This is a genomic window from Aeromonas sp. 95A, assembly GCF_051919235.1.
GTDB lineage: Bacteria > Pseudomonadota > Gammaproteobacteria > Enterobacterales > Aeromonadaceae > Aeromonas > Aeromonas veronii.
Window position 1 is genome coordinate 4,112,235 of sequence record NZ_JBQBFC010000001.1, and the last position, 26,509, is coordinate 4,138,743.

A 26,509-nucleotide genomic window follows, 5' to 3' on the forward strand; every position below is an offset into this window, starting at 1 on the left:
CTTATTTGCCTCCTGTACGCAGACGGGGATCCAGGAAGACGTAGAGCACGTCGGCCAGGAAGTTGAAGCTGAGCATGGTGATGGTCATGATGAGCAACTGCCCCTGAATGAGCGGGTAGTCGCGGGCCAGAATGCCCTGATAGAGGGTCAGGCCCAGGCCGGGATAGTTGAAGATCACCTCGGTGATGAGGGAGCCACCGATAACGAAGCCGAGCGCCATGGAGAGGGCGGTGACGCTGGGCAGAATGGCGTTGCGGGCGCCGTAGTTGAAGATCACCCGGTTGTTGGAGAGCCCCTTGGCCTTGGCCATGGTGATGTAATCCTCGCCCAGCAGGTTGATCATGTTGTTGCGCATGGTGATAAGAAAGCCCCCCACCTGTACCACGGCCAGGGTCAGCACCGGCATGATGGCGTGGGTCATGATGCTCTTGATGTGCTCCCAGCCCCAGTCAGCCTTGATCTCCGGGCTGTAGGCGTAGCCGATGGGCAGCCACTCGAGGCTGACCCCGAACAGGAACAGGGCGAGCAGGGAGACCACCACAGGCGGAATCGCCTGCATCACCAGGGTGAGCGGGGAGAGAATGCTGTCCATCCGGCCGCCGCGATACCAGGCGGCGAAGATGCCGACGATGGAACCGAGGGAGAAGCTCAGGATGGTGGAGGTGCCGACCAGAAACAGGGTCCAGCCGATGGCACGGCCCAGCACGTCAGAGACCTGCTGCGGGTAGAAGCGCACCGAGGTGCCGAGATCCCAGGTGAAGCACTCTTCACATAGGTGAGAAACTGGGTGCCGATGGGGCCATCGACAAAGCCGAAGGTGGCTTTGAGGGCTTCCAGAGCGGCGGGTTCCATCATGGCGCCAGCGCGGGCAAACATCACGGAGACAGGATCCCCTGGCATGGCACGGGGTAACAGGAAGTTGATGGTGGCGGCTACCAGAAAGGCAACCAGGTAGAAGGAAAAGCGTCTCAGTATGAATCCCATGATAGTACCTTTTACTGCAAGTCTGCCCCGCGTCGGGTATAGCTACCCCAACCCCGGCAAAGTCGGGCAAGAAGGGGATTAACGGGGAAGATGGCCCCCCGCAGGGGGCCGGGATTGTTTAGCTGTTTGGCTTGAGGGACAACACGTGCAGCAGACGCTCAGGGGTGTCCGGGTGGAGCTGAGGTTTGGCTACCGGGTTATCAGCACTGAACCAGCCGTTGAAGCGCTTGGTGCTGTACTCATACCAGGTCGGGTTGTTGAAGACCGGAATGATGGTCTGGTTGGCACCAACACGATCCTGGATGGCGAACATGATCTCCTTCTGCTTGGCCGCATCGGCGGTCTGGGTGAAGTCATCGATCAGCTTGTCGAGTTCGGGATCCTTGTAACGGGGCGCGGCGAAGCGGTTGCCACGGTCGCCCATGTTGCGGGAGTGGAACGCAGTCTCGAAGTACTTGTGCGGGTTGGCACCGGCAAAGTAACCCTGCAGGGCGACATCGAAGTCACCGGTGATCAGGTTCTCGGTCCAGACGGTTGCTTCCGGGGTAGCGGTCTTGGCGTTCAGGCCCAGCGCCTGCAGCCCTTCTACACCAATCTGAACAGTGTTGACCCAGTCGGTCCAGCCATTCGGTACCAGTACCTTGAACTCGATCTTTTTGCAGCTCGGGGTGTCGAGGAACTTGTCGCCGTCACAATCCTTGTAGCCTGCCTCTTTCAGCAGGGCCTTGGCCCCTTCCAGATCGAACTTGTTGTACTTGCCGTACTTCTTGTCCACTTCCGGGTTGTTCCAGGAGTCAAAGGCTTTGCCCAGACCTGACGGGTACTCGTTGACGGTGGGGTAGCCGTAGCCCGCGATATCCACCATGGACTGGCGGTCCATCGCCATGGAGAAGGCGCGGCGGAAGTTGATGTCGTTGAAGGCTTCGTTATTGCCCGGGTTCTTGGTCTGGAAGTTGACGTTGAACGCCACGGTACCGGAGGCCGGGAACCAGTATTTATTGTTCTTCGGATCGTTGCCGACGTAGAGGCGCTCGATATCCGGTACGAAGGAGCCGAACCAGTCGATGTCACCTTTCATGACAGCAGCCAGCACCTGGTCGTTGGTGGCCATCTGCGGCATGCGGATACAGTCGATGGCGAGGTTGGCGTTATCCCAGTAGTGCGGGTTGCGGCACTGGGTATAGAGCTGGGCGGAGAAGTTGTCCACTTCGGTGAAGGGGCCAGTACCAACCGGCTTGTCGTTGGTGAAGGCAACCGGATCTTTCACCGATTTCCACTGATGCTCCGGCACGATAGGTACCAGCACCAGATCGTTCACCACGTTGGTGTTGACCTCGGTCAGGTCGAATTTGACCTTGTTGGGGGCCAGCTTCTCGACGCTCTTGATCTGGGTCCAGATTGAGCGCTCATCCAGCGCCTTGTTGGCCTTGACCAGATTGAAAGAGAAGATGATGTCATCGGCATCAAAGGCTTCGCCGTCAGACCACTTCACGCCGTCACGCAGATCGAAGGTGACGGATTTCAGGTCATCGCTGAACGCATAGTTGGTGGCCAGACGATAGACGGGTTTACCCCCTTGCATATCGTTGAAGATCACCAGCGGCTCATAGATGAAGTGACGGGTGGTGTGCAGCAAGCCCGCTTGCAGGAAGGGGTTGAAGTTCTTGACCCAGGCGGTTTCCTGCTGTGCGACCATGGTCAGCACGGTTTTGTTTTCTGCGGCCATGGCGTTACCGGCGGCACCGGCAAGCATCATGGTTCCCAGCATTACAGCGGTAGAGATTTTGGATACTTTGGCAAGCATATGTTTTCCTTTCTTATTTTTTGGCATTCCCGAGGGTTCGCCTTGTTTTGTGTGAGCACCGGTTTCGCATGCTGATGAAATCGGCCCTCTGTGTTGGTCAGGTGTCTAACCTTTGTCGTTCTGTTTTCCAACGCCCTAAGCAAACCAGAATTAACAGGAAAACAACAACTATTGATTTCGTTGTTTTCGTAAAAATTGACGGTGTTACGTCAATCTCGTCAAAATCGATTTTTATCTTTTTAAAATCATAACTTTGCGTTATTTGCTTTCGCGTAAAAAGTGGCTGTGAAAATGGCGTATATGACAAATTTGTGAATTGGATCTGCTCTCGGTTTCGGGGTTGTGCGGGGCTTTGTTTTGCATAAAAAGAAACCAGATTGCCAATTGTGATCCGGCGCCCGTTTAGGGCACCGTGTCACGGCTTGCGGTTGGCGAGTTGACGCAGGGTCTGGGCGCTGTGCTGCAACTGCTGGCGCTGGTGGTCATTGAGCGGGCAGTGGCCCAGCACATACTCGGTGGTGGCCACGACCGTTTTCCAGCGTGGCGACTTGGGCAGGGTGTCCAGACTCAGGTATTTGTCGAGGGTGCGGGTCTGCGGGCTGGATCTGTCCATATAGACCCGCCACAGCTTGCTCTTCTCCGCCAGCACGATTTTGCCCTTGCCGGTCCCCTGCTGCCAGGCATCCAGGGTGAGCTGCATGGTCTCTACCAGCGCACGGCGTAGCGGCTCGTCATCCTGCTGGCGAATGAGGTCGTCGGCCAGCGAACGGAACTCGCCACCCAGGCGGCTCAGCTCGCCCAGCAGCTGTTCATCTTCGATGATGGCTTGCCGCGAGAGGTTCTTGAGGGCGTTCTCCAGCGCCATTACCCGGTTCTCATCCTGACGCAGCTCGGTACTCAGAGTGAGGGCGAAAGCGGCCTGTCCTCCGAGCGCGATGGGCAGGGCACGGGCGTTGAGCACATCTTTTTGCCCGGCCACCAGAAACTCCAGATTGTGTTCCCGCTCGCTGGCAAGGTCGGGCCACTGCTGTTGCAGCGGGGTGGCGAGCCACTCATTGAGGGGCTGCCCCTCCATGGCTTCCGGCTCCTGCCCCAGCAGGCGTGCCATCACCCGGGAGGCAAACAGCACAGTGCCCTGCTCGTCGATAAAGAGCATGGGGTCGGCCCCTTCACCGAGCAGGGCCAGCAGGCGCTGCTGATCCTGATGCAGTCGATCCTGCAGGGTGAGGCGATGTTCGATCTCCTGCTTCAATAGCCGGTTCTCTACCAGCGAGGCACGTCCGGCCTTGGCCTCCAGCAGTGCCTTGACCCGGGCAAACAGCTCCTCCTTGCAGAAGGGTTTGACCAGATAGTCGTTGGCACCGGCCCCGAAGCCCTCCTCGATATCCTTGGGTTGGTTAAGGGCGGTGAGCAGCAGCACCGGCAGCATATCTTTCGGGTGCTGCTGGCGCAGGCGGCGGCAGACGTCAAAACCGGAAAGGGTCGGCATCATCACATCGAGCAGGATGAGGTCCACCGGCTCCTCGGCCAGCTTGGCCAGCGCATCGTGGCCGTCACTGCTGGGCAGGATGCGGTAGCCGCAGGGCTGCAGCAGATGGCGCAGGATGTGCAGGTTGATGGGCTCGTCATCCACCACCAGAATGAGCGGCGCATCCTCGGGGGGAGGGGGCAGATCGTCGCTCTCCCAGTCCGGCAGGATCAGCGGTTGCTGGCGCACCAGCTGATGTTCGATCTGGCGGCTGTCGAGAGTCAGATAGGCCGCTTTGCCGGTGGCAAGGGGCAGGGTAAAGGCGAAGGTAGAGCCGACGCTCGGCTCGCTCTCGACAAACAGCTCGCCCCCCATCAGGTGCACCAGCTGGCGGGTGATGGAGAGGCCAAGGCCGGCCCCCTGCTTGCTTACCTCCGGGCTCATCTGCACCAGCGGTTCGAAGATATGTTCCAGATGGTCGGGGGCAATGCCGATGCCGGTGTCGGTGACCTTGATGCGCAGGAAGTTGTTCTCGACGATGGCACTGAGCACCACCTTGCCCTGCGGCGTGTACTTGATGGCGTTGCCCACCAGGTTGTAGAGCACCTGTTCGAGCCGCTGCTCATCGGCCAGCACCGGCGGCAGTTCGGCCGGGCTGATATCCACCAGGGTGAGGGGTTTGGCCTGCACCAGATGCTGGCAGAGATCCAGCACCAGCCGGATAACCCCTTTTGATGAGACGGGCTGGGAGTGGATCTCCAGCTGGCCGTAGCGCATCTGATGGTAGTCGAGCAGATCGTCCACCAGACGGGCCAGGCCGTCTGCGCTTTTGATGATGAGCCCGAGCTGCTTTTGTTGCCCTTCGGTCAAATCCTGCTGGCTGGCGAGCATCGACTCGGCCATCCCCTTGATGCCGTGAATGGGGGTGCGCAGCTCGTGGGAGGTGTTGGCCAGCAGTTCATCCTTGAGCTTGTCCGCCTGCTGCAGGCTGAGGTTCTGCTTGTGGGTCAGCTTGACCTGCTGTTGCAGCTCCTGGGTCTGCTGTTCGATCAGTTCGATCTTGTCCTTCACCGAGCGCTGCATATGGCGAAACGCTTCGGCCAGCCGGTCAATATCATCGCCGGTGCGCTCGATGGCGATGGGGTGATCCAGCGCGCCGTCGGCCACCTGCTCGGCCGCTTCGGTCAGGGAGCGCAGCGGCGCCGTGATGGAGTGGGAGAGCCAGCGGGAGAAGAGGATCAGCAGCAGTACCGAACCAGCACCCAGCACAATTACCAGAGTTTCCAGCTGGCGGATCGGGGCATAGGCTTCCCGGGTGGAGACCTCGGCAATAAAGGCCCACTCGGTATCGAACACCTTCACCTGGGTGTAGGCGGCCAGCACCTCGTCATCCTGATAGGAGTGGAACAGCCCGACCCCCTGCTCGCCGGAGAGCGTCTTGGTGATGAGGGGCGTTTGCAGTGGACGGAAGTTGGGGCTGAAGCTGTTCTCGACGCTGAACTCCGGTGCCAGCCAGGCATCGGCGCGCATCCGCTTGTCGGGGCCGATCAGGATGGTTTCGCCGGTCTCGCCCAGCCCCTCCCGCTCCGCCATGATCTGGTTGAGCTTGTCCGGCAGCAGCTCGAAAATCACCACACCGCGCACATAGTCGTACTGCATCACGGGCGCCGCCATGTAGGCGACCACCTGCCCGGTCAGCTCGTTGCGGCCAAAATCGGTGAATTCGAAGATCTGCTGCGGCTTCTGGCCGCCATCAAGACGGCGTTTGATCTTGGCGAAGGTCTGGCCCAAGCCACTGCCCTGATAAGGTCCTGAGAGCAGATTGGTGGCAAAGTTAGGGTGCTTGGTGACCGAATAGACCACATCACCGTTGAGGTCCACCAGAAAGATGTCGCTGTAGTTGGACTTGCGCACCATGTCGGCATAGCCGCGATGAAAGCGCTGGTGCACCCGGCCATACATCTCGTCGGCGAGGATAAGCGCCGTGATGGAGGGTTCGATCTCCACCTGACTGTCCGGTTTGCGCAGTTGATCCCAGGAGCCGGGCAGATAGCGGGCCTGAGCACGGCTGCGGGCCTCCTGCGGTGTGGTGCCCAACTTCTCGAAGGCGCCGGTAAAGCCATAGAAACGGCCGATACTGTTGCCGGCGAAATCCTGCTGGGAGAAGTTGATGATCTGCTCTTTGAGGTTGTTGAAGTAATCCTCGAGCTGACTCTTCTTGATATTACGAACGGAGACCAGGTGGTTGGAGGTCTGGGTGGTGAGATCCTTGCCGTGGCTGTATAGGAAGAAGAGGGTGATGACCAAAAAGGGCACCATGCCCAACATGAAAAAAGCCAGCATTAACTGCGGCCTGAGCCCACGAAGCGTGAAGATCCATTTCATCTTGTGATTTTCAATTGAGAATCCGGTTATTAAGCCGCTCAAGTCTCGAACGAAAGCGTAATCATTTCAACGACTTTATCCCAAATTCGCTTGGTGGGTCACAGCTGGCTGGAGAAAAATGCAGCAAGGCGTTTAAACCCTGAGCAAACAGTCTGCATCAGGGCTTAAATTGCGAAAAAGGGGTTGTGCTGGCGCTCGTGGTACGTATAATGCGCCTCGTTGTCAGGCAACTGGCACGAAAGCAGTAACGCGGGAATAGCTCAGTTGGTAGAGCACGACCTTGCCAAGGTCGGGGTCGCGAGTTCGAGTCTCGTTTCCCGCTCCAATTTTCCATCGCACCAACGATGGAACCCACTTTCAAGACAATCAGTCTTGTTAGCATGGCGCGTTAGCAAAGCGGTTATGCAGCGGATTGCAAATCCGTTTAGTCCGGTTCGACTCCGGAACGTGCCTCCATCTTCTCTATCTCTCTTTTCCCTGATTCATCACTCTTTTGGTCAGTATCCTTGCTGCACCAGTAACTGTTCGCAGCCAGCCTGTTTCCACTCGCGCTCGAGATAGTGGCTCACATCCGCCATGTTTTGCCCCCGATATTGAAACTGCACCTCGGCACTGTGCTGGTTGAGATCCGCAATCCGTTGCTTCAGTGTGCCGCATTGCCACAGGCTGACGGTGGGCACGCCCCGTTCGGCCAGCACGATGGCATCTTCCCGATTCAGTTGCCACTCCTCCAGTTGTGCCCGTGTCAGGGCAACCATCAGCACCAGCAGTGCCACTTCCGGCAGTTTCATGCGTGTCTCCCTACTGCATGTTTTTCCCCTGATAACTGTGGCAAAGCGCACGATTTTCGCAAGTTTGTTAACTGTTGGTTAATGACGTAACCCGTTTTCAGTATTTCCCGTTTTTCACCATTTTTTTATAAAAAAATGCGTTGGTGATGTAGTAATCCTACATGGAGTGGGGTAATCTTTGCTCAGTGGTCTTACCAGTAAGGAGTTACATCATGTTTCATCCCTTTTCCCTGACTCAGATTATTCTTCGTCGCATTTATGTATTGCTGGTGGGCATTCTGGCTTTCCCCGTGATGCTGTTTCGCAGCGATCGTGCCCGCTTCTACAGCTATCTGCACCGGATCTGGAACAAAACCAGCACCAAACCGGTGTGGCTCAAAATGAGCGAGCGTGGCGAGCGGATCTTCTACTAAACCCCATTCGCACCATGTGCAAAAAGAGACAGCCAAAGCTGTCTCTTTTTTTATCTGTTTGCCGCAACTCCTGCCTCCCAACACTACTCAGATTGTTTATTTCTTGTTTCTTTAAAGTTGCATCCAGCCCTGCCAGTTGGCGGGGTTTTTTTATGTCTGACGCATCTCTTTTGATGGAAGCAGTGAAGAAGATTAACGGGATGAAAGCACCATATGGCACTTTCCTCGTTCATTAATGGGTGGTCGTCGAGAAATTTTCAATGATGAAATAGCTGTTTAAAATCAATTGATTGAGTGTCTGTCTTTGGATTTTTTAACTCTTTTTGTGTTTTTTTTGAAAGGGAATATCCCGTTTGCCGGTTCTATTGCAGGTACCCGGTTGCGACAAATCGGGGATATCAGCAACATCCAACGACATCAAAAGGAACATGAACATGAATGTTAAAAAAAGCACTGCTATCGCCTCCGCCATGACCGGTCTGCTGGCGCTGGGCGCCCAATTTATCGCGGCACCAGCCATGGCTGCCGATGAAAAGGAGAAGTGCTACGGCGTGGTCAAGGCCAGCAAAAATGACTGTGCGACCAAGAGCAGCTCCTGCGCCGGTACTGCCAAGGAAGATGCTCAGGGTGATGCCTTTGTGGTGATGCCCAAAGGGCTGTGCGAGAAGCTGGTCGGCGGTTCGCTGCAACCCAAGTAAGAGACATCGGGCAGGGGATGGCCAACGGGTCGCCCCCTGCATCTTCTCTGATTGGCGAAAGCGAGTCTTGCGATGAACCCTTTGATTGGTATCGGATTACGCACTCCCCATTACGATGAGATCCGGCAAACCCTGCCGGCAGTCGGTTGGCTGGATGTGCATAGTGAAAATTACTTCGAACGGCACAGCCACGGTTTTCAGGTGCTCGCCGAACTGGCGCAGCACTACCCCGTAAGTCTTCACGGCGTTGGCATGTCCCTCGGTTCTGCCGACCCGCTCGATGCGCACCATCTGCAGCAGTTGTCGACACTGGCCGCGGCGATCAAACCGGTACGGATCTCCGAACATCTCAGCTGGGGCAGCATTGGCGGGCGTTACTTCAACGATCTGCTGCCGGTGCCCTATACCCGCGCCTCCCTGCGCAACATGAGCGACAAGATCCAGCAGGTACAACAGACCCTGGGTTGCCGCATGTTGATTGAAAATCCCTCCTCCTATCTGCAACTGCCCGGGGAGATGAGCGAGTGGGAATTTCTGGCCGAGCTGCAGCAGCGCAGCGAGTGCGGCATCCTGCTCGACCTCAACAATCTCTATGTCAGTGCCTTCAATCACGGTTTCTCTTGCGATGAGTATCTGGCGGCGATCGATCTCGCCACCGTCGGGGAGATCCATCTGGCCGGTTATACCGAGAAGCAGCTGCCGGAAGGCTCCCTCTATATCGACACCCACAGCGCCCCTGTGGTGGAGCCGGTCTGGGAACTCTATCGCCAGATCTGCCGCAAGCAGGCCATTCCCACCCTGATTGAGTGGGACCTCGAGATCCCGCCGCTGCCGGTCTTGCTGGCAGAGGCGGCGCAGGCCGGCGCCATTCTGGATGAGGCGCGTGCCATGAGTGCACCACGGGAGGTGGCCCATGGCTGAACTGGCACAGCTGCAACAGCACTTTGCCGATGGTCTGCTGGGGGCGCCTGACGCCATTGCCCCTCACATCAGCGCCCGGCTCTTTTCTGCCGAATCTGTGCTGCAGGTCTATCGCAACCACTTCATCCTGAGCCTTGGCGAGGTGCTGGCGAGCAGTTATCCCGCCGTCAAGGCTATGGTCGGGGATGACTTTTTTGCAGCGGCGGCCCGTAGCTTCGTATTGGCCGAGCCGCTCAGGGAAGGGAGCGTCATGCACTATGGCGCCGGGTTTGGTCAATGGTTGGCCCGCTTGCCGACTACAACCGGACTGCCCTGGCTGGAGGCGCTGGCGCAGTTCGAATGGCAGCTTGAGCGTGCCAGTCTGCTGCCGCTGGAATCACGCTGCTGGCCAGCCGAGCGTCTGGCCGCATTATCGCCGCAACAATGGGAGCGGCTGCGACTCTTGCCAGCCACTGATCTGCTGCTGGTTGCCAGCGATTATCCGGTGCTGGCCCTGTGGCAGATGGCGCTGCACGGTGGCGAAGCGGTGGAGGTGCTTGATGCCCCCGTCTGGTTGGCATTGAAGAAACAGCCGGATTGCCGGGTTGCACCCTTGCCCCTGACGGCTGGTGAGTGGGCGCTGCTACAGGGATGTCTCGCCGGTACGGCGCTGGTCGATCTGCTTGCGGCCGACCCTGCGGCCAGTGAACATCTCGCTCGCCTGATAACCCTTGGTCTGCTGGTGGATATGGAGGTAATGCCATGATGGCAAACAAATGGCTGGCGCTGGCCAGCTCAAGTGGTGATTTGCCGCGCTGGAGCAGTACCGGTGTGCTGTTGCTGGCGCGGCTTTGGGTCGCGTCGGTTTTTATCACTTCAGGCTGGCTCAAGCTGACGGCGTGGGATTCCACCCTCTATCTGTTTGAATCCGAGTATCAGGTGCCCCTGCTGCCCTGGTTGTGGGCTGCTTATCTGGGTACGGCGACCGAGCTGCTGTTGCCGCTCTTCCTGCTGGCGGGGCTTTTTACTCGCCCGGCCGCCTTGCTGCTGTTTGGCTTCAATATCATGGCGGTGATCTCCTACCCGACCCTCTGGGCGGGTGGCTTTTACGATCACCAGCTGTGGGGCTGGATGCTGCTGACCCTGATCATCTGGGGCGGCGGGGTGCTGAGCCTGGATCACTGGCTGACACGTCGCAGCCATTGATTTATCAGTGATTTCCCCAATGACAAAGAGCGCCACAAGGCGCTCTTTGTCATAATGACGGCCGGCGAAATTTCCCATGAGAGAAAAGGAGCAGCCAATGATTATTCGTCAGGCAAGGGCCGCAGATATTCCCGCACTGGTGGCGCTGCGCATGGAGCTGTTTTGTGAGGTCGGTGAGCTGGTGACGCCGCAGGCAGACCCGGCCTTGTGGCAGGCCACCCTTGACTACTTTACCCGGGCGATGAGTGAAGAGAGTGCTTTATCCTGGCTGGCTGAGGCCGATACGCAGGAGGGCGGCAAACAGATCGTGGCGGCAGGGACGCTGGCATTATTTGAACGGCCACCCTATCCCGGCAATCTGGCGGGGATGGAGGGGTACCTGCTCAATATGTATACGCGGCCGCAATGGCGCCAGCAGGGGATCGCCACGGCGCTGCTTGATGCCATAACTGCCTTTGCCAGAGCGCGTCAGCTGGGCAAGGTGTGGCTCCATGCCAGTGAGCAGGGGCGTCCCCTCTATGAGCGGATCGGCTTTGTCGTCAATCCGGCCTATCTGGAGTGGCAACCGGCGGTGGAATAAGGGTTGCAGCTCTGCATGAGTGGCGTTTGGTCGGTGAATTTGATTTACAGCAATAAATATGGCGTCAGATGGGATCGCGGCAACGCCGCCAACTATGCTGATGGAGCACGCCACCATTATCTTATTGATCCACTGCGTGGTTTGGCCATGGTGGGTGCCAGTCTGGAGGATACGTTTCGATGTTCAATAGCAAACTGAAAGCCGAGTTGCAGCAGTGCCAGGATCAACTTCTGGAACAGCAGGGATTTTTTGACGCAGTGCACGGCAGCGTGGCGACCATCACCTTTATGCCGGATGGCACTGTGCTGGCCGCCAATGATCTCTTTCTCAACGTGGTGGGCTTCAGTGCGCCCGAGGTTATCGGCCAGCATCACCGTATCTTCTGCGACAAGCTCTATGCCCAGAGCAGCGACTATCAGCAGTTTTGGGCGGACCTGAAGCAGGGGCGCTCCCGTACCGGGGTGTTCCAGCGCTTCAACAAACGGGGCGAGGCGATCTGGCTGGAAGCGACCTATTTTCCGGTCAAGTTGCGGGGCGTGGTGACCAAGGTGATCAAGATCGCGGCCGATATTACCGAGCACCACCTGCAACTGCTCAGCCAGCAGGCGGTGGTGACGGCGCTGGATCGGTCGCTGGCGGTCATCGAGTTCACCCCCGGCGGGGAGGTGATTGCTGCGAATGGCAATTTCCTCCATACCATGGGCTATACCCTGGCGCAGGTGCAGGGCAAGCATCACCGCATCTTCTGCGACGATCAGTTCTATCGAGACCAGCCCCACTTCTGGGATGAGCTGGGCCGTGGTCAGTTCAAGTCCGGTCTCTTCTGTCGTCAGAACAGTCACGGTAGCAAGGTGTGGCTGGAGGCGACCTACAACCCGATCCTTGATGAGCATCGCAAGGTGGTGAAGGTGATCAAGTTCGCCAGCGACATCACCGAGCGGATCAACAAGAGCGATGCGGTGCGGGAAGCGGCCATGTTGGCCCACGATGCGGCCCGGGAGACCCTGAACTGCGCCGAGCGTGGCGCGGGTCTGCTCTCCTCGGTGGTCGATACCTCCAGCCTGATTGCCAGCCAGCTGACTCACAGTATCGGCCTTATCAATCAGCTCAACGAGCAGTCGCGCAGTATCGAGGCGATCGTCTCCACCATCAGCAGCATCGCCGACCAGACCAATCTGCTGGCCCTCAACGCGGCCATCGAAGCAGCCCGGGCCGGGGATCAGGGTCGTGGGTTTGCGGTGGTGGCCGACGAGGTTCGCCAGCTGGCGGCCCGTACTTCCCTCTCTACCGACGAGATCGCCAAGGTGGTACAGAACAACCGGGAGCTGACCGCCAAGGTCACCTCCGAGATGTCTGACGTCGCCAGCAGCGCCGAGCTGGGCAAGCAGCAGGTGGGCGAGGTGAATGAGGTGATGAGCGACATCCGCCGGGAGGCGAACAACGTCTCCAGCACCGTCTCTGATCTGGCAATCTGAGCCCCCTGACTTCCTGTCATGCCGGGGCATTGACTCATATTTGAGCAGTCAGTGCCCCAATCTGAACCCCTCCTGTATCGTCCCGCCATTGTGAATTGTCCTCTTCTGGCCCCTTGATTAGGCTTGCCGCCTCATTTATTTCAGAGCAGGAACAGAACACGATGGCATTACAACAGAAGGGGCGGGCAATGGCCCTGCTGGTTATGGTCGCGAGCATGGGTCTGGGCGGCTGTATGGGGCAGATGGGGCTTTCCGGCATGGTCACCAAGGGCAACCTGAGCGTGGTGGATAACCGCTACGCTCGTGCCGGGGTCTTTATGCTGCTCTCCCCTGTCTACGGTCTGGCCGCGACCGCTGACCTGTTTGTGTTCAATACCATCGAGTTCTGGTCTGGCAAGAACCCCATCACCGGCAAATCTCCGGCTGTGGTGGACATGAAAGCCAATCCGGTGATCAAGGTGAACCAGCATCTGGATCCGGCCCTCAAGACGGTGCCGCTGGCCATGCTGCCACAAGGGGTGCGCGAGGTAGAGATCAGCTACCCGGACGAGCATACAGCCCAGATGGAGGTGCACTATCTGGATGGTCGCCGCAGCATGATGCGTGGCGAGAAGCGTGGCGAGTTGATGGATATCTACTTCGATGGCCGCTTTGTCTCTACCCTGAGCCGCGCAGAACTGGAAGAGCGGGCGAATCAGGGCAAGGCTGCTGCCTAAATTCAACTGAATCCAGATCGATCCAGCTTCAGATGGGGTATACCTAATCTGCTGGCAAAATCGCCATGATGTCTAAGGGAGTAGACTATGACGGTGAATGGATTGCGATTGGCGGAGTTGATTGGTTCCCTCAGTCATGCGCTCGATATGACCGAGGGGCAACCAAGAGGACACTGCATTCGCTGCTGCTGGATAGGTTCCCGTCTGGGGGAGCGGCTGGGACTGGACGCCCGGCTGCGCCATGACCTCTACTACACGCTCCTGCTTAAGGATCTTGGGTGCAGCAGCAATGCCGCCCGCATCTGCGAGCTCTATCTCACCGACGATCTTCACTTCAAACGCGATTTCAAACTGGTGGATGGCTCCCTCTCCGAGGTAGTCAACTTTGTGCTGGGCCACACCGGCTTGCAGGCGGATCTGCTGGGACGTTTTCGCAGCCTGTTTCATATCTTTCGCAACGGTGACCAGATTGCCAACGAACTGATCCAGACCCGCTGTCATCGGGGGGCGGATATCGCTCGCCAGCTGCGTTTCAGTGACGAGGTGGCTGATGGCATTCTCTCCCTCGATGAACACTGGAATGGCAAAGGTCGGCCCCTGCAACTGGCTGGTGAGGCGATCCCGCTCTTCTCGCGCATTGCCCTGCTCTGTCAGGTGGTGGATGTATTTCACGCGGCCGCAGGCCCGGATGCGGCGCTCAAGGAGCTGCGCGAGCGCAGCGGCAGCTGGTTTGATCCGGCACTGGTTCGGGAATTTGAAGCGCTGGCCGACGAAGAGTTCTGGCAAGGACTGGCCGATCCCCGACTGACCGAGTGGGTGCTGGTCCACCCGGCCGGGCAAGGGGAGGTAGCGCTGGATGAGGATTATTTGGACGAAATCGCGGCGGCCTTCGGGCAGGTGGTGGACTCCAAAAGTCCCTACACCGCCGGTCACAGCGGCAGGGTTGCGCTCTATACCGACATTCTTGCCACCCAGATGGGGTTGTCCGAGTCGCGTCGACGCTGGCTCAAGCGGGGCGCCTTGCTCCATGATGTGGGCAAGCTCGGGGTGAGCAACGCCATTCTCGACAAGCCGGGCAAACTCGATGCGCAGGAGTGGGCGGCGGTGCAGATGCATGCCGCCTATACCGAGGAGATCCTGAGCCGTATCGGCGCCTTCGAGGAGCTGGCACAAGTGGCGGGCGCCCACCATGAGCGGCTCGATGGCAAGGGCTACCCCAAGGGGCTGAAGGGGAACGAGATTACCCTTGAGACGCGCATCATTACCACAGCCGACATCTTCGATGCCATCACCGCCAAGCGCCCCTATCGCGGCGCCATCCCTGTGCCGCAGGCGCTGGAGATGATGGCGGAGAATCTGGGCACCGCTATAGACCCCGACTGTTTTGCCGCCCTGCAGGCGGGTATTCAGGATTTCTCCCTCTACCTCACCACCGAGCAGCCGTTGGCCAATGCCAGTTAAGATTTGCAGCCTTCATGGCCCAAGCGGCCAATCAGACAGCAAAACGCCCCGCCACTGCGGGGCGTTTTGCATTGGGTCTAGTCGGGCTGCTTGCGATGGGGCGGGGTGAGGATCAGCCCCAGCAGGCGGCGCAGGTGGGTGAGCTGCTCGGTCAGCTGGACGTTGAGCCAGAGGTAACCATTGATGGCGGCCTCTGCGTTGGGCGGCAGCGATACCTGGGTCGCCACCTCGTGCAGGCGGGCGATGGCGGCATCCGCGCCACGCCCGTCACCGGTTTGCATCATCAGGGCAAGCTGGTTGATCGCCTCCTCGGTGGCCAGATGGCAGGCTTGCAGCGCAGCCGTGCTCTGCATCAGGAAGTGGCTCTCCCGATCGTTCCAGTAGGTGTTGGCCAGCATCTCAAGAGTGCAGAGGGTGTTGCGCATGGTGACCTGCACCGCATCAAACAGGGCGACGCTGTGGCGCGTCTCCTTGGCCGCCGGGGCCAGCAGGGCCCGCAGTTTGCCGGTTTGGGCCAGCAGTTGGGAGAGATTGTGCTTGAGGCGCGGGCGCTCCAGCACATTGGGGGAGAGGTGGGTGTGATAGAGCCGCCCCGACTGCTGCAGGATCTGGTGCAGTTGCAGCCGCCAGTGGCTGTAGGCCCGCTGGGGGTAGATGCTGCAAAAGAGCAGCGCCAGCAGGGAGCCCAGTATCACGTCGGCACTGCGCCACAGCGCCGTCTCTATGTCCCCCGGCATGGCCCCCATGGTGACTCCCAGGGTGATGCCGATCAGCAGCCCCACATAGGGGCGCTTGCCGAGGGCCAGATAGCCGCAGAGGAACATGATGCATCCGCACCAGATCAGGGTGAGTGGCAGGGAGTAGATCTCGAGATAGAGCGCCACCACCCCGCAACTGGCGCCGAAGATGGTGCCCACCACCCGCTGCAGGGCGCGGGAGAGCACATTGCCCCAAAACGAGATGGGGCCCATCACCACCACCAAGGTTATCAGCGGCCAGGTGCTCTCCGGCAGTTTCAGCTCGCGGGTCAGCAGAAAGGTGAGCATAAAGGCGAGCGCAATGCGCAGGCCATGGACGATCCGGTAGCGGCCATAGACCAGCAGATCGAGTCGGGAGAGGGGGGCATCAAGACGCACGGTCTGCCTCCTGTCAGGTGGGGGACGGGGCGCCGTGCATCCGGCCGACGCCCCGTCGGGATTTAGGCCAGTCGTCCCTGCAGGGGGTGGATCCAGACCCGCTCGCCAACGGCGATCCCGGGTTGATCCGGTACGATTTCGATCAGGCAGTTGGCATCGGCCATGGAGCTGAGAATGCCCGAGCCCTGTGGCCCTGTGGTGCGCACCCGCAGCTGGCCGTTACGGTCCTGATGGAAGATGCCGCGCAGAAACTCGGTGCGCCCCGGGCGGCTCTTCATCTGCTCGTCAGCCAGTGCCGAGAGGCGCAGCGGCTGCCACCGCTTGCCTTGCAAGCGGGCGATAGCAGGCTCGACAAACTGCAGCACGCAGATCATCGCCGCCACCGGATTGCCCGGCAGGCCGAAGAAGGGGGTCTGCCCCAGCTTGCCAAAGGCGAGCGGGCGGCCCGGGCGCATCTGGATGCGCCAGAAATCGATCTGGCCGAGCTCTGCCAGCACCAGTTTGATAAAGTCGGCGTTGCCTATCGAGACCCCGCCGGAGCTCAACACCAGATCGGCGCTGGCGGCGGCCTGCTCCAGCTGCTGGCGCAGAATGGTCTTGTCATCGGGAATGATGCCAAGGTCCATCACCTCGCAACCGGCGGCACGGATAAGGGCCATCAGGGTGAAGCGATTGCTGTCGAAGATATGGCCGGGGGCGAGCTGCTCGCCCGGCGCCTGCACCTCGTCGCCGGTACTGAACAGCGCCACTTTCAGCGGGGTGCGCACGCAGAGCGATGCTTGACCGAGTGATGCCGCCAGCCCCAGCTGGGGGGCACCCAGCCAGGTACCGGCCGGGATGGCGACCGCGCCTTTGGCGAGGTCTTCCCCGGCGAGGCGCACATTCTGCCCCGCCCGGATCGGTGCGGTGACCGTGACCCACTCACCTTCAATCAGCGTCTCTTCCCGCATCACCACGGTATCGACGCCGGGGGGGAGCGGGGCGCCGGTCATGATCTGCACCGCCTGACCGGCCAGCACAGGCTCGTGGCGCTGCTGGCCCGCCAGCACTTCCCCCACCAGTTGCCAGTGGCCGGCGGCGAGATCGTCGCTGCGAAGGCCAATGCCATCCATCGCCGAGTTGGCGTGGGGCGGCACATTGATGGGACTGATCAGATCGGCGGCCAGCACGGCGCCGTGGCATTGGGCCAACGGTTTGTCGCTGCAGGCCGTGCTCGGGGTGAGGGCCGCCAGAATGGCGTTGCGGGCCGCCTCGACCGAGAGAAAGCCCTTGCCCGCCTCCGGCTCCTTGCTCTGGCAGCCGTCAAGCCAGCGGCAGACGAAGTCGGCAATGGCCGCCAGATCGTTGATATCGAGGTAGGGCAGGCTTGTCTGCTGTTGTTCGCCACTCTGTTGGGGCTGATCGCTGGCCAGCGCGATGATGTCGCTGTCTTCGGGGAAGAGCAGTGGCTTGCCAATTTCGGCGCGGTGCAGCTCGATTTTCGGGAAGTGTTCGTGCTTGAACCCCTCTACCAGCAGCAGATCGAGCTCTGTCTGATCGAAGCTGGCCAGCAGCTGGCGAAAGTCCGCTTCGGCCAGTTCCGTCTCAATGACACGGGCATGACGACGGCGGGAGGCAACCATCATCTGTCGGGCACCCGCCTTGCGCAGGCGATAGCTGTCTTTGCCCGGCTGGTCGATATCAAAGTCGTGGTGGGCGTGCTTGAGCACCCCGATGCGCAGGCCGCGATCCACCAGCAGGGGGATCAACTGCTCCAGCAAGGTGGTCTTACCGGTGCCGCTCCAGGCGGCGAAGCCGAGCAGGGGAAGAGTGGGGGCCGGGGTCATAAGGTGACTCCTTGTTGGGGGTCGATAGCCGGGGCAAGCAGACGGGCCTCGTAGGCGGCCAGTTCGGCAGGGCTATTGAGATTGATAAAGGCATCCGGCTGATCGGCAAAGCTCACCACCGCCATATTGTGGCGGGCAAACCAGATATCGATTTTGCGCTCACCCTCTGCCAGTGCGGCGGTGAGGGAGGGGAGCAGGGATTTGTGCAGCAGGGCCACCACGGGTTGCAGCCAGTCGCCATCGTGGGCCACTACCAGCTCGGTATCCGGGGTCAGGGCGGCGCGAAAGCGGCTCATCAGATCCAGCGGCAGGGCGGGGCCATCGCAGGGGACAAACAGCACCCAGTCGTGACGGGCGGCGGCAAGACCTGCCTGCATGCCCGCCAGCGGGCCTAGATAATCGTTGTTGTCATCGCTGATGACCGGGGCCAGCGCCTGATAGCGGGGCTGACTTCGGTTGGCGTTGATCAGTACCTCATCCACCTGGGGGCGCAGCCGTGCCAGAACGTGGTCGATAAGAGGGCGTCCCGCCAGTGCTACCCATCCCTTGTCTTCGCCCCCCATCCGGGTGGCGCGGCCTCCTGCCAGGATCACTGCTGATACGGCAACGGGATCAGAGTGGCTGTCGCTTTTTGAAGTCATGTCGCTCGATGATTTTTAAAGGGGTCGTCTCTTGCAGCTGGCCACGGGCGAGGGTCCATTGCCGCTCGCACAGGTCGGTCAGGGCGTTGCTCTGGTGGCTGATGACGACCAGGCCGCTGCCATGTTCCCGCAGATCTTGCGCCAATGCGGCCATCAGGGCAACCGAATGTGTATCGAGATTAGCGGTGGGCTCATCCATCAACAGAAAGGCCGGTTGCAGCGCCCAGGCGCGCGCCATCGCCAGCCGTTGCCGTTCGCCACCGGACAAAATGCTGATGTGCTCCCGCGCCAGCCCCTCCAGCTCGACCCGGCGCAGCGCCTCGAACACCCGGATCTCGCTGCCGAGCTGTTTATCCAGCGCCCAGGCCACGTTGTCGTGCACCGTGCGATCAAACAGATAGGGGGTCTGGTGCAGATAGGTGACCCGGCCCGGCCCCAGATCCCTCTTGAGCAGGCGGTTGAGTCGCTGTTGCCAGCGCCCCGGCAGATTGGTGTAGCCGCGGGTCGGGGGGAGTAGCCCCGCCAGGATCTTGAGCAAGGTGGTCTTGCCTACCCCGTTGGCCCCATGCAGCCAGATGGTGTCCCCCGCCGCGATGGAGAGGCGCTCAATCTCGAACAGCTGGCGCTCGCCAAAGCGCATCGTCAGCTGGTGGGCGGTCAGGGCCATGGGGTACTCCTGTTGATACACAGTGGGGGCATGGTCAGTTCTTCAGATAGCTGTGGCCGCGACACGCCGTCAGCAGCAGGTTGAGCAAGAGGGCGAGGGTGAGCAGCACTATGCCGAGGGCCACCCCCTGGGTGAAGGCCCCTTTCTGGGTTTCCAGCGCGATGGCGGTGGGGATATTGCGGGTAAAGTGCAGGATATTGCCCCCCACCATCATGGAGCAGCCCACCTCGGTGACGATACGGCTGAAGGCGCCGATGATGGCGGCCAGCAGGCCAAAGCGGCACTCGTGCATCAGGCCGATCAGCGCCTTGGGCCAGGAGACCCCCAGGGTCAGGGCGGTCTCCCAGGCGCGCCGGTCGCTCTGGACAAACGCCGCGTGAGCCATGGTGGCGATCACCGGGAAGGCGATCAGCATCTGCCCCACCACCATGGCCTGCTGGGTAAAGAGCAGCTTCCAGTCGCCAAAGGGGCCGGCCCGCGACAGCAGCATGTAGAGCAAGAGGCCAATCACCACGGTCGGCACCGATTGCAGGGTATTGATGCAGGAGAGCCAGAGCCAGCGGCCGGGCAGCGGCAGATAGGCCAGCGCAAAGCCCAGCAGCAAGGCGGGCAGCAGCACCAGCAGCAGGGCGATGCAGGAGACGGAGAAGGAGACCCCCACCACCTGCCACAGTTCGGTGTCACCACTGAACAGCAGGGCGAGGGCTGCTAATGTCGTGTCGATCAATGTCGGCATCAGACCTCTCTCTCATAGTGCAGGGCGAGGGCCGTCAATAAGGTCGTGTCGAGCAGGGTCGGCATCAGGCGCCTCCCTCAGCGAACCGGGGGAGGGCCATCAAGGTCATCGCAGGGGTCGGGGTTGCCATTATTTCCCGTTGGCATCCGCCACAAACAGCGCTTGACCGGCTACCTTGAAGTCGCCGATCAACTTCTGGCCATGCTCGGAGACCAGCCAGTTCTTCAGGGTGCGCGCCCCTTCGGTGTTGAGGTCCGGGTAGCGCTTGGGGTTGACCAGGATCACCTGATAGGGGTTGAACAGGCGCTTGTCACCCTCCAGCAGCACGGCGAGATCCAGCTTGCTCTGGTAGGCGAGCCAGGTGCCGCGGTCGGTCAGGGTGTAGGCACCGAGCTCCGAGGCCATGGTCAGGGTCGGGCCCATCCCCTGGCCGATGGACTTGTAACCGGCAAACTCGGGTTTAACGTCTGCGGCTTGCCACAGGGTCTTCTCCTTGATGTGGGTGCCGGACTCGTCACCGCGGGAGATAAAGGTCTGGCCCTTATCCTTGATGGCTTGCAGCGCTTTGGCCGCGTCGTGCAGCTTGGCCAGACCCGCCGGGTCTTTCGCCGGGCCGACGATGACGAAGTCGTTGTACATCAGGTGCACCGGCTCGATGCCAAAGCCCGCGTCGACGAACTTCTTCTCGGCAGAGGGGGCGTGGGTCATCACCAGATCCGCGTCGCCATTCTCGCCCATCTTCAGGCTCTGGCCGGTACCGGCCGCCATCACCTGCACCGGATAACCGGTCTCCTTGGTGAACTGGGGCAGCAGCCAGCCCAGCAGACCGGACTGCTCGGTGCTGGTGGTGGTGGCGAGGCGGATCGGCGCTTTTGTGGCATTAGTATCCGCTTCGGCGTGGGCCGCACCGGCGATCAGCAGGCTGGCGGCGAGGGAGAGGGCAAAACGTTTGAGGTTGGTTTTTATCGTCATCGTGATGCAACTTTTTTCAGGGTGGATGAGGAGAGGGCAAGAGTAAGCAAGCAGGGTGCCAAACTGTTCCTGTGCCGCTGCATTCACGGTTTGCCGTTTAAAAACAGAAGCTTATTAGAATCAATTAGGTGAGCTTGTTATCGCTTTTAATAATTGGTGTTGGTGCTTTTGATACGGTAAGGACAAAATGTCCCACTAAGGTTCCGGTTCTCGGGACATTCACCGACCGTACGTGCATCCGAGGTACTTTTTTCCATGACACTCCCTCCCAGCCGCTGGTCTGCCCTCTCCCTGCTTATCGTTGACGATGAGCCCGGCATGCGCAGCTTTCTGGCCAAGGCGCTGGCCAAGCGTTTTGCCCAGATTGAGACTGCCGCCAGCGTGGAGGAGGCGGAAGCCCTGCGCTGCCGCCTTCACTTTGACCTTATCATTGCCGACATCCGGCTGCCGGGGCGCTCCGGCATCGAGTGGCACGAGGCCATCGACCCCGCCACCCGCCGCAGCGACATCATCTTCATGACCGGTTTTGGCGATATGGAGACCGCCCTCAAGGCGCTGCGCCTCGGCGCCAGCGACTTTATCCTCAAGCCCTTCAACCTCGATCAGATGGTGCAGGCGGTGGACAGAGTCATCGAGCGCCGCCAGATGGAGCGGGAGAACCTGCTGCTGCGCCGGGAGGTGAGCAAGCTCTTCCCGCCCACCCTGATTGGCGACAGTGCCAAGACCCGCGAGCTCAAGACGCTCATCGCCAGAGTGGCGCCCTCCAATGCCGCCGTACTGGTGGAGGGGGAGTCCGGCACCGGCAAGGAGCTGGTGGCCCGTGCCCTGCATCAACTCTCCGGCCGGATGGGGGCCTTTGTGCCCCTCAACTGCGCCTCCATCGCCCCGGAGCTGCTCGAAAGCGAGCTGTTCGGCCACGTGCAGGGGGCCTTTACCGGCGCCCGCAAGGGGCGTGACGGCCTGTTCCGGGTCGCCCATCAAGGCACCCTGTTTCTCGACGAGATCGGCGAGATGCCGCTCGCCATGCAGGCCTCATTGCTACGGGCGCTGGAGCAGAAGGCCATTCGCCCGGTCGGTGCCGAGCGCGAATTGGCGGTGGATGTGCGCATCGTCGCCGCCACCAACCGCAACCTCAAGGCCGAGGTGGAGGCGGGCCGCTTTCGTGAAGATCTCTTCTATCGCCTCAACGTGGTGGCGCTGCCGGTCGCCCCGCTGCGCGAGCGGATCGACGATATCCCCGCGCTGGTACACCACTTCACCCGCCAGCTCACCACCGAGATGGGGATGGGCTCCTTGAGCTGGACCCACGAGGATGTGGTGGCGATGCAGGCTTATCCCTGGCCCGGCAACGTGCGGGAGCTGCGCAACCTTATCGAGCGCTGCCTGCTGCTGGGCAAGCCCCCGGCGGATTACTGGCAGAGCAGCAAGCCGGCCGAACAGGGCGCGAGCGAGGAGGGTTATCCGCTTGCATGGCCGCTGGCGGAGGTGGAAAAAGCCCACATCCTGCAAGTGGTGGCGAGCCATGATGGCAACAAGTCGGCCGCCTCCCGGGTGCTCGGGGTGGCGCGCAAGACGCTGGATCGCAAGTTCAAGGAGTGGGCCATCGAATGAGGAAGGCTGACTGGATGGGGTGGCGATGAAACTGACCCTGCTCTCCCGCTGCATGCGCGCCCTGTTGCCCCGTTGCGTGCGCACCAAAGTGCGCTGGCGCCTGCTGCTGCTCACCTCGGTACCCATCATGCTCACCCTGGTGGGCATGATTGCGCTCACCCTCTACTGGACCCTCACCTACAGCTGGCAGAACCTGCTCACCACGGTGCGCAGCGATCTCGGGGTAGCCCACCACGCCATCACGGTGCAGCAGCAGCGCCAGACCGAGCATCTCGAGCATCTGCGCGATGCCTGGGCCTTTCAGCTGCGGCTGCGGGAATCGCCGGATCAGCTGCATGACTGGGTGATGCCGCTGGCGGCCAACTATGGTCTCGATTTTCTGCGCTTGCGCCGTGGCCCCGAGCTGGATCAGCTGACGGCGCAGGAGCGCGCCGCCCTCACGGCCGGGCGCAGCGTCAGTCACTTTGTGGTCTGGTCGCAGCAGGAGATGCTCGCCCTCTCCCCGCAACTGGCCAAGCGGGCTGTGCTGTGGCAGCGGGATGGCACCAGGGTGGTGGAGAACAGGGGGTTGATCAGCCTGTCACTGACGCCGGTGATGGGCCGCGATGGCTCCCTTTGGGCCGTGCTGGAGGGGGGCGAGCTTGTCAACGGCAGCACCCGGCTGGTGGATGAGCTCAAGGGTCAGGTGTTTGCCAAAAATACCCTGCCGGATGGCAGCGTCGGCACCGTCACCCTGTTTCTCGATGATCTGCGGGTGAGCACCAACGTACCGGTCAGCAGTAGCCGTCAGGTGGGTCGGGCGGTGGGCACCCGGGTCTCGCCGCCGGTGCGCGATCAGGTACTGGGGCGGGGGGAGATGTGGGTTGACCGCGCCTTCGTTCACGACGCCTGGTATGTCTCTGGCTACGAGCCGCTCTTGGGAGCCAGGGGCGAGCGGCTCGGCATGCTCTATGTGGGCTTTCTCGAGTGGCCCATTATCCGCACCTACCTCACCAATCTGGTGGAGCTGGGTTCCGGCGTAGTGCTGCTGTTGCTGCTCTCCGGCCTGCTGGTCTATCGCGGCGCGCGGGATCTCTTCTCCCCCATCGAGCGGATGCACAAGGTGGTGCGGCAGGTGCAGGCCGGGGAGTCGGCTCGCATCGGCCCGCTGGCCCTCGATCCCGATCACGAGCTGGCCCAGCTAGGTCGCCAGTTTGACGCCATGCTGGACAGGCAAGAAGCGCACCAGCAGCAGATGGCCCGCAGCGCTGACGAGCTGGAGCAGAAGGTGGCCGAGCGCACCCAAAGTCTCGAGCTCAAGACTGCGGAGCTGGAAGATCATATCCATATGCTGACCGAGGCGCGCCAGCAGTTGCTGATCAGCGAGAAGCTGGCAGCCCTTGGCGAGCTCTCGGCCGGGGTGGCCCACGAGATCAACAACCCGCTGGCGGTGATCCTCGGCAATGTGGAGTTGATGAAGCTGGAGCTGGGGGAGGCGGCCGAGCCGGTCAGCGAGGAGCTGGCGCTGGTGCTGGCACAGATCGAGCGGATTCGCGCCATCACCCGCAGCCTGCTGCAATATTCGCGCCCCGGCGATTACGAGACCGCACCTGTGTGGCAGCACCTCAATCCCATCATCGAGGAGAGCCTGACCCTGGTGCGCTCCGCCCTGCGCCAGCAGCAGGTGGAGCTGGTGGCCGATCTCAGGGCCCAGCAGCCCATCGAGGCGGATCGCCAGCAGCTGCTACAGGTGCTGATCAACCTCTTGGTCAACGCCAGCCACGCGCTGGGAGAGCAGGGGGAGATCCGGGTCGAGAGCCGCGACTGGGTCGATGAACTGGGTCAGCTGCGCGGGGCCGAGGTGCGGGTGATCGACAACGGTAGCGGCATCGAGGCGGCCATTATCGACAAGATCTTCGATCCCTTCTTCACCACCCGCGCCACCGGCACCGGACTGGGGCTGGCCCTGAGTCACCGCATCATCAGCCGCTGGGGCGGCGAGCTCTTGGTGGACTCCACCCCGGGGCAGGGGAGCTGCTTTACCGTGCGGCTGCGCAGCCACGCCCTGCTGCCAAGCGGCAGCGAGCCCGCGAAACTGGAAGGGTGGCGCATCGCCCTCAATGCCGAGGGTCGTGAGACAAGCGATTGATGCTGTTATAAAAAGGCCCGTGATAAAAACAGCCCGTCAACATGGTTGGCGGGCTGTTTTGTCGGTGGGGGAGTGGTTATTTACTGCGGACTCCACACCAGCTTGCCGCTCTGGGTCAGGTCATAGCCGCCGAGGCGGGCCGCCAGCTCGCGTCCCTCGGGGGATTGCAGCCAGCCGATCAGCTGTTGCAGCAGGGTGCGAAAGAAGACCCCCTGCGGCATCACCAGATCGAAGCACTCCTGCGACAGCGGCATAAAGCCGAGGCCGAACTCGGTGGCGGTGCTCTGGGCGCCGGGCCCGACGTCCGCATCGCCACGGCTGATGGCAGCGGCCAGCTCCCGCTCGCTGTTGACCTCGAGGGTGCGCTCCAGCCGGGTCAGCGACTCCCCCTGGGTTTGCAGCCACTCCTGCAGGGCGCGCTGGCTGCCAGCGCCTTCCTGACGCATGGCCCAGCGCCAGTCGAGCGCCTCTTTCGCCTCCTTGGGTTGCAGCCCCTGGCGCAGCACCAGACCCTGCACCCGCCTGAATCCATGAACGATCACCCATTGCCGGTGGCCCTGATACTGCTGCACCAGCGCCGGGTGGCGCAGGTGCGCCTCCTCGGCCTGCCCCCAGTGGATGGCGCACAGATCCACATGGCCGCGTGCCAGCATCGCCAGCCCCTGGCGGGTGCCGCACGGGGTGTAGCCCACCAGTGCCTGGGTGCCGAGCTGCTGGGCCAAGCGGCTGCTGGCGTAGTGCAGCAGCACGTCGTCCGAGCCTGCCAGCAGCAGCCGGTCGTTCATCACCCCCTCGTGGCAGCTGCCGAGCAGCCAGCGGTCGAGCAGGGAGCGGGGAAACAGCCACTTGCCGGTCGCCTTGGTGGCGGGGATGCGCGCCTCGTTGGCGAGCTGGTAGACCTTCTTCTCGTTGAGATCGAGGTATTCCGCCACCTGCTTCACGTTCATAAACTCGTTCATGACTTAATCCCGCATCCCGCGACCTGCCGAGCTGGGCGCCAGCACCGGCGGCTTCTCGTCCAGCTCGATATGGTCGTGGCCGCTGAATACCTCGAAATGGCGCCCCTTGGCGCGGGCAATCATGGTTATACCGAGCTGGCGGGCGAGATCCAGCCCCATCTGGGTGACACCAGAGCGTGACAGCAGCACCGGAATGCCCATCTGTGCCACCTTGATCACCATCTCCGAGGTGAGCCGCCCTGTGGTGTAGAAGATCTTGTCGTGGCCACTCTCGCCGCGCACCCATAGCTCGCCCGCCAGGGTATCCACCGCATTGTGGCGCCCCACATCCTCGACAAAGGAGAGGATCTCCGCGCCGCGACAGATGGCGCAGCCATGGACGGCACCGGCCATCTTGTAGGTTTCGTTATGGGCCGACAGGGCTTTCAGCAGGGCGTAGAGGGTGCTCTGTTTAAGCTCAGGCGCCGCCAAGACCACCCCTTCGAGCTTCTTCATCACGCTGCCATACATGGTGCCCTGACCGCAGCCGGAGGTGACCGTCTTCTTCTCCAGTGACTTGTCGAGATCTTCGGCCTGCTGGCTGCTCACCACGGCAGCGGCCTCGCTCTCCCAGTCGACGATCACCGACTCGATGGCTGAAATATCCTCGATAAAGCCCTGATTTTTCAGATAACCCAGCACCAGCGCCTCGGGGCGGGCCCCCAGCGTCATCAGGGTTACGATTTCCTTCCAGTTGAGGTAGACCGTCAGTGGCCGCTCACAGGCGATTTGGCGGGTTTGCAGCGTGCCCTGCTCATCCATCACCTCGACGGCCATGGTGAGCTGGGCTGCGGCATTGCTTTTGATAAAGGTCGGTGTCATGGGCCCCTCGCGACCGGTTGCCGGGATCTAAGGGGAGGGATACAGCAAGTTTTGTTCCAAATTACTTTTGGGTGAGGTTCTATCTCGGGGT

General features: G+C 61.0%; 22 protein-coding genes, 2 tRNA genes and 1 pseudogene. 13 read left to right on the plus strand and 12 right to left on the minus strand.

Features of this window, described 5'->3' with window-relative positions; translation table 11 throughout:
* Position 1: 1 nt before the first annotated feature.
* The 3 genes and pseudogenes from ACTG2U_RS18870 to ACTG2U_RS18880 form a co-directional block, all read right to left on the minus strand.
* Positions 2 to 984 (minus strand): annotated as a pseudogene (locus tag ACTG2U_RS18870) (ABC transporter permease).
* A 118-nt stretch (positions 985 to 1,102) separates the two neighbouring features.
* Positions 1,103 to 2,788 carry an ABC transporter substrate-binding protein gene (locus ACTG2U_RS18875; protein ID WP_005353816.1) on the minus strand — a complete coding sequence of 562 codons (1,686 nt, stop codon included), beginning with the start codon at positions 2,786 to 2,788 and terminating at the stop codon, positions 1,103 to 1,105.
* A 415-nt stretch (positions 2,789 to 3,203) separates the two neighbouring features.
* Complete coding sequence (locus ACTG2U_RS18880) at positions 3,204 to 6,641, minus strand: ATP-binding protein (RefSeq protein ID WP_439974921.1); 3,438 nt, start codon at positions 6,639 to 6,641, stop codon at positions 3,204 to 3,206.
* Positions 6,642 to 6,890: 249 nt separating this feature from the next.
* Between ACTG2U_RS18880 and ACTG2U_RS18885 the strand changes: the two genes are divergently transcribed.
* Both ACTG2U_RS18885 and ACTG2U_RS18890 read left to right on the plus strand, forming a co-directional pair.
* Positions 6,891 to 6,966: transfer RNA gene (locus tag ACTG2U_RS18885), tRNA-Gly, on the plus strand.
* 57 nt (positions 6,967 to 7,023) lie between these two features.
* A tRNA-Cys gene (locus ACTG2U_RS18890) sits at positions 7,024 to 7,097 on the plus strand.
* A 41-nt stretch (positions 7,098 to 7,138) separates the two neighbouring features.
* Here ACTG2U_RS18890 and ACTG2U_RS18895 read toward each other — a convergent pair.
* Positions 7,139 to 7,432 carry a hypothetical protein gene (locus ACTG2U_RS18895; protein WP_005347702.1) on the minus strand — a complete coding sequence of 98 codons (294 nt, stop codon included), beginning with the start codon at positions 7,430 to 7,432 and terminating at the stop codon, positions 7,139 to 7,141.
* 212 nt (positions 7,433 to 7,644) lie between these two features.
* Between ACTG2U_RS18895 and ACTG2U_RS18900 the strand changes: the two genes are divergently transcribed.
* The 9 genes from ACTG2U_RS18900 (at position 7,645) to ACTG2U_RS18940 (ending at position 14,881) form a co-directional block, all read left to right on the plus strand.
* Positions 7,645 to 7,845, plus strand: coding sequence for a YbfA family protein (locus ACTG2U_RS18900; RefSeq protein ID WP_005334863.1), 201 nt, complete (start codon positions 7,645 to 7,647; stop codon positions 7,843 to 7,845).
* A 434-nt stretch (positions 7,846 to 8,279) separates the two neighbouring features.
* Positions 8,280 to 8,543 (plus strand): BufA1 family periplasmic bufferin-type metallophore, encoded by a 264-nt coding sequence (locus tag ACTG2U_RS18905; RefSeq protein WP_005334862.1) that lies wholly within the window; start codon positions 8,280 to 8,282, stop codon positions 8,541 to 8,543.
* 72 nt (positions 8,544 to 8,615) lie between these two features.
* Positions 8,616 to 9,464 carry an MNIO family bufferin maturase gene (gene bufB, locus ACTG2U_RS18910; protein WP_439974922.1) on the plus strand — a complete coding sequence of 283 codons (849 nt, stop codon included), beginning with the start codon at positions 8,616 to 8,618 and terminating at the stop codon, positions 9,462 to 9,464.
* On the plus strand, positions 9,457 to 10,209 hold the full coding sequence (locus ACTG2U_RS18915) for an HvfC/BufC family peptide modification chaperone (RefSeq protein ID WP_439974923.1): 753 nt from the start codon (positions 9,457 to 9,459) through the stop codon (positions 10,207 to 10,209). The genes bufB and ACTG2U_RS18915 overlap by 8 nt, the downstream gene beginning before the upstream one ends.
* On the plus strand, positions 10,206 to 10,649 hold the full coding sequence (locus tag ACTG2U_RS18920; RefSeq protein ID WP_139741053.1) for a DoxX family protein: 444 nt from the start codon (positions 10,206 to 10,208) through the stop codon (positions 10,647 to 10,649). Before ACTG2U_RS18915 ends, ACTG2U_RS18920 begins: the two co-directional genes overlap by 4 nt.
* Before the next feature lie 97 nt (positions 10,650 to 10,746).
* The gene (locus ACTG2U_RS18925; RefSeq protein WP_439974924.1) at positions 10,747 to 11,229 is read left to right on the plus strand and encodes a GNAT family N-acetyltransferase; all 483 of its coding nucleotides are present in this window, start codon (positions 10,747 to 10,749) and stop codon (positions 11,227 to 11,229) included.
* Positions 11,230 to 11,408: 179 nt separating this feature from the next.
* On the plus strand, positions 11,409 to 12,704 hold the full coding sequence (locus ACTG2U_RS18930) for a methyl-accepting chemotaxis protein (RefSeq protein WP_439974925.1): 1,296 nt from the start codon (positions 11,409 to 11,411) through the stop codon (positions 12,702 to 12,704).
* A gap of 161 nt (positions 12,705 to 12,865) precedes the next feature.
* The gene (locus tag ACTG2U_RS18935; RefSeq protein ID WP_047439970.1) at positions 12,866 to 13,420 is read left to right on the plus strand and encodes a DUF3332 domain-containing protein; all 555 of its coding nucleotides are present in this window, start codon (positions 12,866 to 12,868) and stop codon (positions 13,418 to 13,420) included.
* 87 nt (positions 13,421 to 13,507) lie between these two features.
* Positions 13,508 to 14,881 carry an HD-GYP domain-containing protein gene (locus ACTG2U_RS18940; RefSeq protein ID WP_019446713.1) on the plus strand — a complete coding sequence of 458 codons (1,374 nt, stop codon included), beginning with the start codon at positions 13,508 to 13,510 and terminating at the stop codon, positions 14,879 to 14,881.
* A 77-nt stretch (positions 14,882 to 14,958) separates the two neighbouring features.
* On the opposite strand, the gene ACTG2U_RS18945 is transcribed toward ACTG2U_RS18940, so the two are convergent.
* The 6 genes from ACTG2U_RS18945 to ACTG2U_RS18970 form a co-directional block, all read right to left on the minus strand.
* Positions 14,959 to 16,017 carry an FUSC family protein gene (locus tag ACTG2U_RS18945; RefSeq protein ID WP_042054492.1) on the minus strand — a complete coding sequence of 353 codons (1,059 nt, stop codon included), beginning with the start codon at positions 16,015 to 16,017 and terminating at the stop codon, positions 14,959 to 14,961.
* A gap of 62 nt (positions 16,018 to 16,079) precedes the next feature.
* Positions 16,080 to 17,843, minus strand: coding sequence for a bifunctional molybdopterin-guanine dinucleotide biosynthesis adaptor protein MobB/molybdopterin molybdotransferase MoeA (locus ACTG2U_RS18950; protein WP_439974926.1), 1,764 nt, complete (start codon positions 17,841 to 17,843; stop codon positions 16,080 to 16,082).
* The gene (gene mobA / locus ACTG2U_RS18955; RefSeq protein ID WP_439974927.1) at positions 17,840 to 18,484 is read right to left on the minus strand and encodes a molybdenum cofactor guanylyltransferase MobA; all 645 of its coding nucleotides are present in this window, start codon (positions 18,482 to 18,484) and stop codon (positions 17,840 to 17,842) included. Before mobA ends, ACTG2U_RS18950 begins: the two co-directional genes overlap by 4 nt.
* Positions 18,456 to 19,151 (minus strand): energy-coupling factor ABC transporter ATP-binding protein, encoded by a 696-nt coding sequence (locus tag ACTG2U_RS18960; RefSeq protein WP_439974928.1) that lies wholly within the window; start codon positions 19,149 to 19,151, stop codon positions 18,456 to 18,458. Before ACTG2U_RS18960 ends, mobA begins: the two co-directional genes overlap by 29 nt.
* Before the next feature lie 34 nt (positions 19,152 to 19,185).
* Positions 19,186 to 19,887, minus strand: a complete 702-nt coding sequence (locus ACTG2U_RS18965) for an ABC transporter permease (protein ID WP_019446238.1) — start codon at positions 19,885 to 19,887, stop codon at positions 19,186 to 19,188.
* Between the two features lie 129 nt (positions 19,888 to 20,016).
* Entirely contained in the window at positions 20,017 to 20,859 is an 843-nt protein-coding gene (locus ACTG2U_RS18970) for a substrate-binding domain-containing protein (RefSeq protein ID WP_323930959.1), read from the minus strand.
* 255 nt (positions 20,860 to 21,114) lie between these two features.
* On the opposite strand from ACTG2U_RS18970, the gene ACTG2U_RS18975 reads away from it, so the two are divergent.
* Entirely contained in the window at positions 21,115 to 22,470 is a 1,356-nt protein-coding gene (locus ACTG2U_RS18975) for a sigma-54-dependent transcriptional regulator (RefSeq protein ID WP_439974929.1), read from the plus strand.
* 25 nt (positions 22,471 to 22,495) lie between these two features.
* Positions 22,496 to 24,598, plus strand: a complete 2,103-nt coding sequence (locus ACTG2U_RS18980) for a sensor histidine kinase (RefSeq protein ID WP_181281571.1) — start codon at positions 22,496 to 22,498, stop codon at positions 24,596 to 24,598.
* An 80-nt stretch (positions 24,599 to 24,678) separates the two neighbouring features.
* On the opposite strand, the gene ACTG2U_RS18985 is transcribed toward ACTG2U_RS18980, so the two are convergent.
* Both ACTG2U_RS18985 and ACTG2U_RS18990 read right to left on the minus strand, forming a co-directional pair.
* Positions 24,679 to 25,545 (minus strand): helix-turn-helix transcriptional regulator, encoded by an 867-nt coding sequence (locus tag ACTG2U_RS18985; protein WP_013723539.1) that lies wholly within the window; start codon positions 25,543 to 25,545, stop codon positions 24,679 to 24,681.
* 15 nt (positions 25,546 to 25,560) lie between these two features.
* Entirely contained in the window at positions 25,561 to 26,418 is an 858-nt protein-coding gene (locus ACTG2U_RS18990) for a formate dehydrogenase accessory sulfurtransferase FdhD (RefSeq protein ID WP_439974930.1), read from the minus strand.
* Positions 26,419 to 26,509: the final 91 nt, after the last annotated feature.

Coding starts and splice junctions, on each gene's coding strand:
- ACTG2U_RS18875 (WP_005353816.1), bottom strand. CDS start 2,788: ATGCTTGCCAAAGTATCCAAAATCTCTACCGCTGTAATGCTGGGAACC.
- ACTG2U_RS18880 (WP_439974921.1), bottom strand. CDS start 6,641: ATGAAATGGATCTTCACGCTTCGTGGGCTCAGGCCGCAGTTAATGCTG.
- ACTG2U_RS18895 (WP_005347702.1), bottom strand. CDS start 7,432: ATGAAACTGCCGGAAGTGGCACTGCTGGTGCTGATGGTTGCCCTGACA.
- ACTG2U_RS18900 (WP_005334863.1), top strand. CDS start 7,645: ATGTTTCATCCCTTTTCCCTGACTCAGATTATTCTTCGTCGCATTTAT.
- ACTG2U_RS18905 (WP_005334862.1), top strand. CDS start 8,280: ATGAATGTTAAAAAAAGCACTGCTATCGCCTCCGCCATGACCGGTCTG.
- bufB (WP_439974922.1), top strand. CDS start 8,616: ATGAACCCTTTGATTGGTATCGGATTACGCACTCCCCATTACGATGAG.
- ACTG2U_RS18915 (WP_439974923.1), top strand. CDS start 9,457: ATGGCTGAACTGGCACAGCTGCAACAGCACTTTGCCGATGGTCTGCTG.
- ACTG2U_RS18920 (WP_139741053.1), top strand. CDS start 10,206: ATGATGGCAAACAAATGGCTGGCGCTGGCCAGCTCAAGTGGTGATTTG.
- ACTG2U_RS18925 (WP_439974924.1), top strand. CDS start 10,747: ATGATTATTCGTCAGGCAAGGGCCGCAGATATTCCCGCACTGGTGGCG.
- ACTG2U_RS18930 (WP_439974925.1), top strand. CDS start 11,409: ATGTTCAATAGCAAACTGAAAGCCGAGTTGCAGCAGTGCCAGGATCAA.
- ACTG2U_RS18935 (WP_047439970.1), top strand. CDS start 12,866: ATGGCATTACAACAGAAGGGGCGGGCAATGGCCCTGCTGGTTATGGTC.
- ACTG2U_RS18940 (WP_019446713.1), top strand. CDS start 13,508: ATGACGGTGAATGGATTGCGATTGGCGGAGTTGATTGGTTCCCTCAGT.
- ACTG2U_RS18950 (WP_439974926.1), bottom strand. CDS start 17,843: ATGACCCCGGCCCCCACTCTTCCCCTGCTCGGCTTCGCCGCCTGGAGC.
- mobA (WP_439974927.1), bottom strand. CDS start 18,484: ATGACTTCAAAAAGCGACAGCCACTCTGATCCCGTTGCCGTATCAGCA.
- ACTG2U_RS18960 (WP_439974928.1), bottom strand. CDS start 19,151: ATGGCCCTGACCGCCCACCAGCTGACGATGCGCTTTGGCGAGCGCCAG.
- ACTG2U_RS18965 (WP_019446238.1), bottom strand. CDS start 19,887: ATGCCGACATTGATCGACACGACATTAGCAGCCCTCGCCCTGCTGTTC.
- ACTG2U_RS18970 (WP_323930959.1), bottom strand. CDS start 20,859: ATGACGATAAAAACCAACCTCAAACGTTTTGCCCTCTCCCTCGCCGCC.
- ACTG2U_RS18975 (WP_439974929.1), top strand. CDS start 21,115: ATGACACTCCCTCCCAGCCGCTGGTCTGCCCTCTCCCTGCTTATCGTT.
- ACTG2U_RS18980 (WP_181281571.1), top strand. CDS start 22,496: ATGAAACTGACCCTGCTCTCCCGCTGCATGCGCGCCCTGTTGCCCCGT.
- ACTG2U_RS18985 (WP_013723539.1), bottom strand. CDS start 25,545: ATGAACGTGAAGCAGGTGGCGGAATACCTCGATCTCAACGAGAAGAAG.
- ACTG2U_RS18990 (WP_439974930.1), bottom strand. CDS start 26,418: ATGACACCGACCTTTATCAAAAGCAATGCCGCAGCCCAGCTCACCATG.